Source organism: Acinetobacter sp. 12966, assembly GCF_031196995.1.
Taxonomy (GTDB): Bacteria; Pseudomonadota; Gammaproteobacteria; order Pseudomonadales; family Moraxellaceae; genus Acinetobacter; species Acinetobacter geminorum.
In genome coordinates, this window is the sequence record NZ_JAVIMC010000136.1 from 224,878 (window position 1) to 237,539 (window position 12,662).

Genomic DNA, 12,662 nt, shown 5'->3' on the forward strand with positions numbered 1-12,662 from the left:
CATGATAAGTTCAGAAACATCACCTGTAGAAACACGTATTGTGATTATTGATGATGAGCCTCAAATCCGTAAATTTTTAGACATTGCTTTAAGAACTCAAAAATACAAAACCACGCTCTGTGAAACGGGTTACAAAGGCCTAGAGGCATTGGCAACCCAAGGGGCTGATTTGGTTATTTTAGATTTAGGTTTACCCGATTTAGACGGAAAAGAAGTGCTTCAAGAATTACGTAGCTGGTCGAATGTTCCCGTTATTGTGTTATCTGTACGTGCTGATGAATATGAAAAAGTTGCCTTGCTAGACGCAGGTGCAAATGACTACATGACCAAACCTTTTAGTGTGCAAGAGCTTTTGGCGCGCATACGTGTCATTTTAAGAAATCAACCTATTCAGCAAGAAGCCCATGTATATGACGATGGTTATCTCAAGGTTGATGTCATGCAACGATTAGTTTGGATCGAGCAACAGCCAATTACTTTAACTCGAAAAGAGTTTCAACTTTTGACGTTATTAATGCGCTATCAAGGGCAGCTTTTAACACAGCCTCAGCTTTTAAAAGAGCTATGGGGACCCACCCATCAGGAAGATACGCACTATTTACGTATTTTAGTGGGCAAGTTACGCAGTAAACTGGGGGATAACGCAATTCAGCCACGTTATATTGCTACTGAACCAGGTGTTGGGTTACGTTTTTTAGCTAAACAGAAAAATCATTAATTAGATATAAAAAAAACCTTAGGGTATTTCTCCCTAAGGTTTTGCAAAGTGGTTTATAGTTTTTTTGCTCTTTTTATTTATATATCCCAATGTTGTTCTGCTTCAGTCATTTGACTATAAATACTTTGATATTCAGCCTGTTTAACCGTGTACCAATGTTCGACGAAGTCTGCCCCTAAATACCCTTTTAAAATAAGACTTCCTTTAAATATTTTTAAGGCTTCCGGCTGATTGTTGGCTAATAAAATGTGCTCGTCTGGAAACTTTAAAAGATGTGCAGGTTTTGGCAGCGGTAATTTATGAGATAAGCCATAAGATACGCCCGCTAAAATAGTCGCTGTAACCAGATAGGGATTACAGTCCGCTCCAGCAACACGATATTCTAAGCGTTGATTTTGTACATCTGAGCATGGAATTCGGATTGCAACATTTCGGTTGTTAGTATCCCAATTGGCTTCTAATGGCACGTGATGACCAATTTTAAAACGTCTATAAGAATTAATATTAGGCGCTAAAATCGCCATAGATGCAGGCATTAACTCAATTAGGCCACTAATCGCGCTCAATAATTTGACTGAAAGCTCATCTTTTTCTACTTTTGAACTAAATATATTTTCATGGTATTGATTAAGCATGCTCATATGAAAATGCATACCACTACCAGCCTTTGATAAGTTCGGTTTCGCCATGAAACAAGCAGTTAAGTCATGCTTTCTTGCGACTTGTTTTACAATTCTTTTTAAAGCATTAATTTGATCGCATAGCTTCAAAATGTCATGGCTGTGTCGCAGATTTAGTTCATATTGTCCAGGGGATGACTCTGCAACAATAGCTGTAATTTCAATAGATTGTAGTAGGGCAGCTTTTTCAACTTCATCTAGGACTTGTTGATAATTATTTGGCGCATCTATATCAAAACATTGGTTTTCTATACATGTTTCAGACTGATGTTGAGGTGAGAAAAGATAAAACTCTAGCTCGGCAGCCATTACAGGGAAATAATTATTAGCATGTAACTGATTTAATAATTTTTTTAATATATTACGTGGTTCATAGCGACAGTCTGAACCATCTTCTTCTTGCATTGATAGGTAAAGTTGAGCATTTAATTCTGGGGATAAGGCACTGGGTTGCAAGCTCCCTAAAATGGGCAGACAAAGTCTATCTGGTTCACCAATATATTTTCCCAAGCCTGTTTCTTCAATCACTTTTCCATCAAGGCTCATGGCATAAACAGAAAGAGGAAAATAGCATCCATTCGATAGATTTTTCAGACTCTTAACGTCAATACGTTTGCCACGAATATGCCCGTTTAAGTCATGTAGACAAATATCAATGTGCTGAGTGTGTGGATATAAACTTAAATATTCATCAACTTCTTTTAAAAAAAGATCTGATTGGAAAGTACCAGATTGTGTCGGAGGAATAAAATTATCTGATATTTTAAATGCCTTAAAGTGAGGATCTTTTAAGTTTAAATTTGGGTAAATAAGTGTACTCATTATAAAAAACCTTGGTGGTTATTTAGCTAAAATGCTAACGTAGCCTTTGAAGTTAATCTCGTAAAAAAAGAGTAAAATGATGAAAGGTTTTTTCATGGGGTTTATTATTTTTATTTATTAACAATCAATGCCTTGAGTCTAATTTTTATAATCAATTTTTAAAGTAAAATTAGCGTATAAGAGCAGTCAGTGCATTACAAAATTCTATGGATTTCTCTTTTTTAAATTAAACAAAGCTAAAAATTTAAGCTTCTCATTTGGTGAGATGGTCAAACTGCTTTAAACTTAAATGCTTATCCAGTTAAACATTTATTTATAAATCTTGAATTGAGCAAGGCTTATATAGCACATGTACTGGAATTTTATTTTTTGCGTTTTTTTAAATTTTATTTTTGAGTTCTCTTAATATGAAAAATATCGGTTTAGCCATTTTAGCAATCAGCCTTTCAGGTTGCGCTGCAATGAGCGTAGAAGAATGTAAGACTGCGAATTGGTCATTAGTGGGTGAGAAAGATGGTTCAAAGGGGTCTTCGCCACGTTTAGATCAATATTACAAAGCGTGTGGAAAAGCCAATATTGTTCCAGATCAAAAGTCATATGAACGTGGGTATAAAGAGGGCTTAGGGTATTATTGCCAGCCATCAAATATTTTTTATAACGCTTTAGAGGGTAACGGCAATATTAATGTATGCCCAGTTGAGCAGCGTAATCGTTTAAGACCTTATTATCGAGCAGCTTCCGATTACTACAATGCAAAAGCTGAATATGATCGTTATGAAGAGAAGTTTAAGCAATATTCTGACAGTGCTTATAACGAAAAATTAAAGCCAGAAGAGCGTGAACGTTATCGTAAGCTTTTAAGAGAATTACAAATTGATCGTGACCGCATTAACAGAAACTATTGGAACTCAATTCGCGATATCGAACGTTTCAAATATGATCATGGGTTAAAATAATATTTAAAACAGGATTGATCCGAATGTGATCAATCCTTTGTTTTTTTAAAGATAATAACTGGTTTTTGTCATTAACTTTGAAATAGCAGTCATCGTAATTTTTACTGCATATGGTAATTCAACACCGCCTGCTTCAAGTGCAGTATGACGGTGATGCAATTCATCTTCATTCATTTGCTCTAGAATTTTGCGCGAGCGTTCATCTTGTGCTGGTAACTGTTTTAAATGGTCTTGTAAATGAAGGCTGACTTGACGCTCCGTTTCGGCCACAAAACCTAAACTATATTTGTCACCTGCAATACCCGCAAGTGCGCCCATGCCATACGAAAGCCCATACCAAATTGGGTTTAATAAACTGGTATGACTATTTAGCTCTTTTAAACGAACTTCACACCACGCTAAATGATCTTGTTCTTCAATTGCTGCTTGTTGCATTTCTTTGCGTACATTTGGCAATTTCGCTGTTAATGCTTGTCCATGATAAAGGGCTTGTGCACATACTTCACCACTGTGGTTAACACGCATTAAACCTGCGACATGGCGAGCATCTTCCACACCAAGTTTTGTTTCTACTGTTTCAGCTGGATTTTGACGCTGTGCTGCTGTTGCACCCGGAACAAGACTACGCAATGCCTGATCAAATGAGTTAATAAGTTGATCAATTCCAGTATAGTGGCGCATAAATTAGTCCTCTAAAGAAAGGTGGGCTGTGGCAAGCATTGGTTTTAGTCTAGCGAGAAGCCAGATACTAAAGATTGCACTAAGTACAGCTGTAATAATAAATAGTATTTTAATATCAATTTTTAAAACACTTAAGATCAAGATTGAAAAAAATGCAGAAGAAACCATAAAAACGGCATTTAGGATGTTATTCGCTGCAACAACACGTGCACGATGTGAACGTGGTGAATAAGCCTGCATCATGGCATATAGGGGAACAATATAAAAACCGCCACTAATCCCCAATAAAGTCACAGCAATCATGACATGATAGTAAACCCAGCCTTGGGTGAAAATGTCTTTTAAGGTAAGTAATGCACCGGTTCTTTCTGGTACAAAAGCTAAACTGGCAGCAAGGTAGAGCGCAAAAACAGTAAGGCCAACTGCACCAATCGGCACCATTTTAATGTTGATTTCCGAACCACCAATTTTACGGCAAAGAAGAGAACCCACACCAATACCGACTGAAAAGAAAGTCAGTAACAAGCTAACAACATTTTCTGATGCATGAAGGTTTTGCTGGGTAAGCTGCGGAATTTGAGTTAAATAAGTCGCGCCATAAAACCAGTACCATGAGTTGCCTAGCAAAATTGTGAATACTAACGGTAAGCTTTTAGCATATTTAATGGTCTGGAAACTTGTACGGATAAAATTCCAGTCAATCTTTAAGTCAGGTGCAGCAACTTTTTGTGGCAAAATGAAGCGACTAAATAAATAGCCTATGCAAGCAATAGCCACTACGGTAATACTAATCCACAATAAATTTCCATCTGATGAGGCAATTACGGCACCACCTAAGATCATTCCGAATAAGATCGCCATGGATGTACCAGATTGAAATAGCGCATTACCCGACATTAATTCGTTCGGTTTTAAGATTTCAGGCAAAATTGCGTATTTAATCGGGCCGAAGAACGTCGAATGCGTACCCATTAAAAATAAAGCAAAAAGAAGTAGCCATAAGTTTCCTAACAGGAAACCCGCAGTACCGATGAGCATAATGATGATTTCTAAAATTTTAATACCACGGACGAGTTGAGATCGTTCGTATTTGTCAGCGATTTGTCCAGCTGTGGCTGAAAAAAAGAAATATGGCAGAATAAATAAGAGAGCTGCCAAATTATTAAGAGTGCTTACAGGAGCAGATTGTTGCTGAATCCATCCATAAGTAATCACTAATAATAAAGCTTGCTTAAAAACATTATCATTTAATGCGCCAAAAAACTGGGTAAAAAACATCGGTACAAACCGACGTGAGGTCATCAGGTGCTCATCTTGTTTCATCATGTGCAAACTTCATTGTGTTTTATAAAAAAATGTGACCGAGTGTTAATTTGCATTGAAAACCATGTATGATATTTTTAACGCTTGATTAAATGAAAAATCAATGGTTTTGAGTGAGTTTTACACTCACATTGGTGCGTTTTATTAAAAAATAAGTCTAGAGTTTTCTATGCCTTCTAAAATTAAGTTTAAACAGTCAACTCTCTCACATTCTATGCATTTAATTTTAAAAATGCAGGGCATTCCTAAACTTATTTGTAGCAGCTTGTTGTTAAGCGTTTGTGTAACGCCAAGTTTTGCTCAAACTTCTGTTGAGAACAGTTCGTCAACTACTTTAAACCAGACAGTATCTGAGGAGTCAACTGAACAGTCAGCTCAGGTTAATGAGCAATATACTGCTCCAGTTACAGATATCGCTACACTTGTAACCCAAGCTCAGCAGCAACAAAATAGCTTGACTATATTGCAACAACAAGAACAATTTCCAAATCAAATTGATGAATTTAAGCCAATTACTCTTGATAACCTTGAAGATTTACCCGATATGCCTGTTGATCAAAACATGGCAAATGAAATTTATAGGGTAGCGGAAGAAGCAAAGAATGAAGCACAGAACTTTCAAAATGGGACTCAGAAACTCCCTGAAGTGACTGTAAGCGATGCAACTCAATCTGAATTAAATCAAATTAATCAGGCACCTGTAAATATTGATCAGCTTATGCAAGAAATTAAGTCTGACAGTAAGATTGTAGTCGAAGCCAATGAGACTGGGAAAACACTGCCTGAATTGACACCAGAGGTTGAAGAACCACCTGAGCAAGCTGGTTTCTTTAAGCGTATTTTAAATAAGGTACGTCCGCCGCGTGCAATTCCGATGGAACAAGTTCCACGTATTAGTGCAGAGGTAGTAGGCGCTTCAGATGTGTTGGCTAAAAATATTAAAGGTAAGTTGTCAACATTTACCCAAGAGTCATTTGAAGATTTCAATGCTGCTTTACCTCAACTTAGAACATTAAGTAATCAGGCTGCTCAAGCGGTTGGTTATTATAATGCTGAGTTCAGATTTGAAAAATTAAGTCCGAGTCGTGTTCGTGTCAGAGTGACACCAAATGAGCCAGTACGAATTAATGAGCAAAATATTGAGTTTACAGGTCCAGGCGAAAAGCAGCCGCAATTTCAGGTTATTCGTTTAGTTCCCGATCAAGATGTGGGCGATATCTTTAATCACGGTTTATATGAAACTACTAAAACCCGTATTGTTGATGCAGCATCTAATAATGGTTATTTTGATGCCTATTGGCGATTGCATGATGTAAAAGTAAGTCAACCTGAAAATCAGGCCGATATCAATTTGCGCTATGAGACAGGTGAGCGTTATAAATTAGATAAGGTCGAGTTTCGTATGAGCGATCCCTCGAAACCTTTGCCATTAAATCAAAATATCTTAGAAAGTATGGCACCTTGGAAAGAAGGCGATGACTATGCTTTCTGGCGTGTAAATCTACTAGCAAATAATCTAACTAACTCACGTTATTTTAATTACACTTTGGTTGACAGCATCAAACCAGATCCAATTGAAAAGCAACTTGAGCTACCGCCAGATTTACAAGCTTTGGTCGATGAGCAAAATATTGATGTTGATGAGTCTAATTTACTTTCACCAGAGCAACGACAACTTGCGAAGGCACGACAATTAGCGACATCCAATCAAGAAGTTACGCAAAACGTAGTCGATGAAAAACAGTTTGCGGGAACACAAAATTCAAAAGAGACAGAGCCTCAAACAGCGATGTTACAACGTGCCTCAGTTCAACAAGATGAACAAGAAACAGAGCAGGATCGTTTACAAGCCCAAGCACGTGAAACAAAAAGAATTCCGGTTATTGTGACTTTAAATGCTGACAAGCTAAATAGTTTGGAAACTGGTATCGGTTATGGAACTGATACTGGCGCACGTTTACGTAGTCAGTATCGCCGCGCTATTGTAAATAAATATGGTCATTCTTTTGATGCCAACTTAGAGGTTTCGGAAATTCGTCAATCGATTGATGGACGGTATAGTATTCCCTATAAACATCCGTTAAATGACTATTTCAATATCGTCGGCGGTTATGAGCGTGAAACACGGGATGATATCGGACCGGATGTAAGTTTGTTAACTGAATCAGCAGTTGTTGGTGGTGAACGTGTAATCAAACGTCCCTTAGGAAATTGGCAACATACGATTGGTGTTCGTTATCGTTTAGATCGTTTGACCCAAAAAGGTAATGTTGATATTTCTGAATTACCAGATGCTTTTAAAACAGCTGCATCTGAGCAAGAAGCATTATTGTTTAGTTATGAAACATCTAAAACCTCAAGTAATACACGTTTAAACCCAACAAAAGCTTTTAAACAAACTTATAAATTAGAATTAGGTAGCGAGAGTTTATTGTCTGATGCCAATATGGCAATTGCGAGTGCAGGCTGGAGATTTATTTATTCTCTAGGTAAAAATGATGATCACCAATTCGTTGGAAGATCTGACCTTAGTTATATCTTTACAGATGACTTTGACAAAGTTCCATACAATCTTAGATTCTTTACAGGTGGTGACCAAACGATTCGTGGATTTGACTATAAAAGTCTTTCTCCAGAAGTAGATGGATATAAAATTGGGGGCCAGGCTTTAGCTGTAGGCTCTTTAGAATATAACTATCAGTTCAAAGACGGATGGCGAGCAGCTGTTTTCTCTGACTTTGGTAATGCTTACGATAAAGATTTCAGTAATCCAGCAGCTTATAGCGTTGGGGTCGGAATTCGCTGGAAGTCTCCAATTGGACCAATTCGTTTAGATGTCGCTTCGGGTATTTCAGATGAAAACCATCCGATTCGTTTACATTTCTTTATAGGCCCACAACTTTAAAAATAAAATTTCATTAGGTTTATTTTATGGCGGAAGTAGAACAGCAGCCCACTTCGGCACCAAGCTCTCCTAAGAAGAAGCGTCGCATTTTGCGTAGCTTCTTGCTGACGATATTAATCATATTGTTATTATTGGCTTCTTCGTTAGTCATCATGATGTCAACGGATCGCGGAAGCCGTTTTTTATTAGATCGGGTTTTAGAAGCTCAGAAAATAATTAAATATGAATACGAAGGCGGCAACTTATTGCGAGGCATTATTCTCAAAAATGTGTTGGTGCAATTAAAAGACGTTGATGTTGCATTAGATCGAGCTGATGTAGGCTTAGGGTGGCGCTCTTTATTATTAGAAAAAGAAGTACATTTAAGCCATGCAGATGTACGCAACTTGCGCATTATTAATAAAACTCCGCCTTCTGGTAAACCGTTTGAATTTAAACCAATCAAATTGCCATTCGTTTTACGTATAGATGAAGCGGATGTTGATCATTTAGAGCTTAAATTGTCGAGTTCAGATGTAAGTTTCTATAATGTCCATTTGCAAGATGCGCTCTGGTCGGAGACAAAACTAGAATTTGAAAAATCCAGTATGGATATGGGCTATCTTTCAGTTCACAACGCAACTGGTAAAATGGATTTCAGTGGTAAATATCCACTAGATGCCACGGCAGATTTAAGAATCCCATCTTTAAAAAGTTTAAATATTCAAAATATTAAAGTTGCTGCTCGCGGAAGTTTAGATACTTTAAAAGCTGGGGTTGCAACAACTACTCCTGATTTATTAACAGGTTGGGTAATCTTACATCCTGTTCGTGATGAAGTTCCAATGCAAGGTGAATTATTATTAAAAAACTATCATTTACCTTTGCTACAAGAACAAAAACTCTTTGCAAAAAATGGTGTGATCAAGTTTCAAGGTGATATTAAACAACTTAATTTAGCACTTGATACAGATTTAAAGGGTGAAAACTTACCTGAAGGCCAGTACAACGCTTTAATGAGTACTGATTTAGTTCATCAGCTTAATATTACAGATTTCAACGGCCAAGTTATGAAAGGTGCCGTTAATCTTAAAGGTTTGGTAAATTGGAAAGATCATGTTACTTGGGACATCAAAGGTCGTTTAGATCGCATTAATCCTAAGGACAAAGCAATTCCTCAGGTGGTGCAAGACTTTTTACCGCCAAGTTTAGATGCTGCTATTGCTTCAACTGGTTCTTTAGAAAAAGGTACAGAAGTATTTGCTAATGTTGACTTTGACCGTTATGAGTCGTGGAAGCTCAAGCTTAATCAGGCACCTGAAAAAAATAATAAACCTCAGCCAATGCTTATGAATGTGGCGTGGGCGAATATAGACCGTGCAATGCCTTATATTGGATGGTTAAGTAGTGAAAATGGTCAAGTCGATTTAACATTACGTGATGGTCAACAAGATATTAAGGTTGCTACAAAAGTATATCAGCATGAAAAAACTTTATTGCCAGCAGGACAATATCTAGCCAACCTGGATATTAAAGATAATATCTTAAATGTTCCTAATTTTAGTTTTGCTGCTGAAAAAGGTAGCTTAACAGGTCAGGCTAAAGTTTTATTACCTACTGAAAAACGTCAGCTCGCTTGGAATGCTTTATTAAATGCAAAAGATTTTAATCCGCAAAGTATTCAAGCAGCAGCACCAGTTAATCTGTTAAACGGTTCGATTAAGGCAAATGGTTTTGCTAAACCAAACCAGCAAATTATTCAGTTTGAGAAAATTGATTTAACGGGTCGATTGGCTCAAGCAGGTCAAGAAACTGTAAGTTTAGGCGGAAAAAGTACAGCAGCACTATTATTTCATGATGTTAAAGCTGGTGGCGGTTTTAAAGGCTTTGCGGTTAATTATGACGGATCTTTAAAAGCCTTAAAACAGGCAAATGGTTTATTGAAGTTATCTATAGCGGGCACGCCAGATTTTATTCGAATTAGCCAATTACAACACGATGGTGTGGCTGGAAAAATCTATGCTACAGGTTCTGTAAATTTAAAAGACCGCATTGCATGGGATATTAATAGTTCATTAGTACGCTTTAAGCCTCAATATTTTGCTTCAACTATTAAAGGTGAAATTTCAGGAAACCTGAAAACTCAAGGCGTTTGGTCTGATCACTTGAAGCGAATTAATATTCAGCAATTGAATCTTGCAGGGTTTCTAAATAATAAACCTGTTCGAGGTAAAGGTAATCTATCTCTATTGATGGACTCTAATCAAAATGGCTTTTTACCTCAGCAATTTGAAGCGAATAACTTATTTTTAGTGTATGGACAGAACCAGCTACAAGCTACTGGCAACGCACAAAATCTAAAAATTAAGCTGAATGCGCCAGCACTCTATGAATTATATCCAGGGCTGCGTGGTCGAGCTTATGGTGATTTGAATGTTCAATCACAACCACGTTTAAAAGCAACAGCCAATATTGCCGTAGATGATTTTGCTTTTAATACACTTGTAAGTGTGAAGAGATTGAGTATTCAGGGTGAGCTTCCAACATCGGAAACAACACCGACTCAATTAACCGCAAAATTAAATAATTTGCGTAGTGGAAATAGACAAATTCAATCTGCTGAAGTGAATTTGACAGGAACAAGAAAAGCCCATTTATTGAAAGTGCTCGGCAATAATAATATTTCCAAGTTCTATGTTCAGTTGGCAGGTGGGTTTAACCAAAATAATGATTGGTTAGGACAAATCCAGAAAGGAAGTTTTGATTCACGACGAATCCGTCTGGCACAAAATCAAAATGCTCCGGTAATTTTTTCTTCGGCGAAATCTGAGCTATATGTGGGTCAACATTGCTGGCAAAGTACTAATAGTCAGCTCTGTTTTGATCAGCCTGTAAGAGTGAGTAAAGCACGAGGTAATGTTTCCTTTGTAACTCAGAACATGGATTTAAGCGACTTCGCGGCATTTATGCCAGAAGGCTTAGCGATGACTGGACAATTAAATGGTTACGCTAAGGCATCGTGGGTAAATGGTGGTAATCCAAAACTTGATGCACGTTTAATTACACGTAAAGGTGAAATCGGTTTAGCTGCTGAAGATCCACAAGATCCTGCAACTACTCTGGCTTATGATGAGTTAGGGGTGGTTGCAAAAAGTGTATCAGAGGGTCTGCTATTCCGTGTTGATGTTAAAGCCCCAGATATTGGTACGGGTTATGCGAACGTTATTATCAACCCATTTGAGTCTTCAATGCCAATGCATGGTGAAGTGGCCTTTAATGATGTCCAATTAAAAGTCTTGAAACCATTTATTCAAGATGTTCGCTCAATGAGTGGGACGTTAGCTTTGGCTGGTAAAGTCAACGGTACATTAACTCAACCTCAGTTTACTGGTGAAATGCGTTTGAAAAATGGTGCGATCAGCATGATTTCTCTGCCAGTAAATTTAACTAATGTTCAAGTGTATTCATCAATTCGTCAGGATATGGCAACAATTGATGGGGCATTTAACAGTGGGCAAGGTGTAGGCTTGCTTAAAGGTAGTTTTGAATGGAAAGATGCGCCGCGCCTTCAATTAAATCTTAAAGGTGATAATTTACTAGTACGCCAAGCGCCATTAATTACTGCAATTGCCAATCCAAATCTGACACTTGATATGTATCCTTTTGATAAGCGTTTAAGCTTAAAAGGATCAGTAGATGTTCCTCGTGCACGTATATCAATGCCAGAAACAACTGCTCCTATCATTAATACGTCATCAGATGTCCGTATCGTACGCCAAGGTCAAGACCCACTTGCAATTTTACGGGCAGCTAAACCTTGGGATATTCGAGCTGACATTGCTGTTAATATTGGAAAACAAGTCATCTTCCAAGGCTTTAATAGTAATATTCCGTTAGTTGGTCGTCTCAACTTAAGCCAACGTGGCTATGAGACGGCAATGAGAGCTAACGGGGCGATTGGTGTCAGCCAAAAAGTGAAAATCGAAGCCTATGGACAAAGTCTAGATTTGAACAGAGCAATTGCCCGTTTTAATGGACCATTGGCTAACCCGACTTTAGATATAGATGCGAATAAAAATGTTCAGGGAAGTATGGTTGGGGTGCGTGTTACAGGTACTGCGACATCACCAAACATTCAGGTTTATAATGATGCGGGTCTATCTGAGCAAGAAGCATTGAATGCGCTTGTTACTGGTCGTATTAATGAAGGTTCAAGTGGTTTAAGTAATGCAGAAGGATTTAAGTCCGATGTAAATAACACCATTGCTGCCGCAGGGATTAGTATGGGCTTGGGTGGTACACGTGCTTTAACTAACCAGATTGGACGTACGTTTGGTTTGAGCGGTTTAGCTTTAGATGCACAAGGTACAGGTGATGACACGCAAGTGAGTTTGACGGGTTATATCACACCAGATCTGTTTATTCGTTATGGTGTTGGGGTGTTTACTCCTGTAAATAAACTCACTTTACGTTATCAAATGAATCGACGTTTATACTTAGAAGCAAGTCAATCTTTAGAAAGAGCAATCGATCTTTTCTACAACTGGCGCTTTTAGTTGGTTGAAACCAATAATGAATAAATTAAAAGCCCACTATAG

The 12,662-nt window shown here is 37.7% G+C and carries 6 protein-coding genes and 1 pseudogene; 4 read left to right on the top strand and 3 right to left on the bottom strand.

Translation table 11 applies throughout. The features are described 5' to 3' along the window. The first annotated feature begins 1 nt into the window (after position 1). Positions 2-718, top strand: a complete 717-nt coding sequence (locus RFW85_RS19970; protein ID WP_000625746.1) for a response regulator — start codon at positions 2-4, stop codon at positions 716-718. 77 nt (positions 719-795) lie between these two features. On the opposite strand, the gene RFW85_RS19975 is transcribed toward RFW85_RS19970, so the two are convergent. Further along, positions 796-2,220: a glutamine synthetase family protein gene (locus RFW85_RS19975; RefSeq protein ID WP_170248108.1), complete on the bottom strand. Its 1,425-nt coding sequence runs from the start codon at positions 2,218-2,220 to the stop codon at positions 796-798. Positions 2,221-2,627: 407 nt separating this feature from the next. Here RFW85_RS19975 and RFW85_RS19980 point away from each other — a divergent pair, with 407 nt between their 5' ends. Continuing rightward, on the top strand, positions 2,628-3,176 hold the full coding sequence (locus RFW85_RS19980) for a DUF2799 domain-containing protein (protein WP_170248109.1): 549 nt from the start codon (positions 2,628-2,630) through the stop codon (positions 3,174-3,176). Positions 3,177-3,221: 45 nt separating this feature from the next. On the opposite strand, the gene coq7 is transcribed toward RFW85_RS19980, so the two are convergent. Together coq7 and RFW85_RS19990 are read right to left on the bottom strand one after the other, a co-directional pair. Next, positions 3,222-3,857 carry a 2-polyprenyl-3-methyl-6-methoxy-1,4-benzoquinone monooxygenase gene (coq7, locus tag RFW85_RS19985; protein WP_170248110.1) on the bottom strand — a complete coding sequence of 212 codons (636 nt, stop codon included), beginning with the start codon at positions 3,855-3,857 and terminating at the stop codon, positions 3,222-3,224. Between the two features lie 3 nt (positions 3,858-3,860). Further along, entirely contained in the window at positions 3,861-5,183 is a 1,323-nt protein-coding gene (locus RFW85_RS19990; RefSeq protein WP_170248111.1) for an MFS transporter, read from the bottom strand. Positions 5,184-5,580: 397 nt separating this feature from the next. Between RFW85_RS19990 and RFW85_RS19995 the strand changes: the two are divergent. Both RFW85_RS19995 and RFW85_RS20000 read left to right on the top strand, forming a co-directional pair. Continuing rightward, positions 5,581-8,085, top strand: a pseudogene (locus tag RFW85_RS19995) (autotransporter assembly complex family protein); the annotation flags it as partial. A gap of 26 nt (positions 8,086-8,111) precedes the next feature. Then, entirely contained in the window at positions 8,112-12,620 is a 4,509-nt protein-coding gene (locus RFW85_RS20000; RefSeq protein ID WP_170248112.1) for a translocation/assembly module TamB domain-containing protein, read from the top strand. Positions 12,621-12,662: the final 42 nt, after the last annotated feature.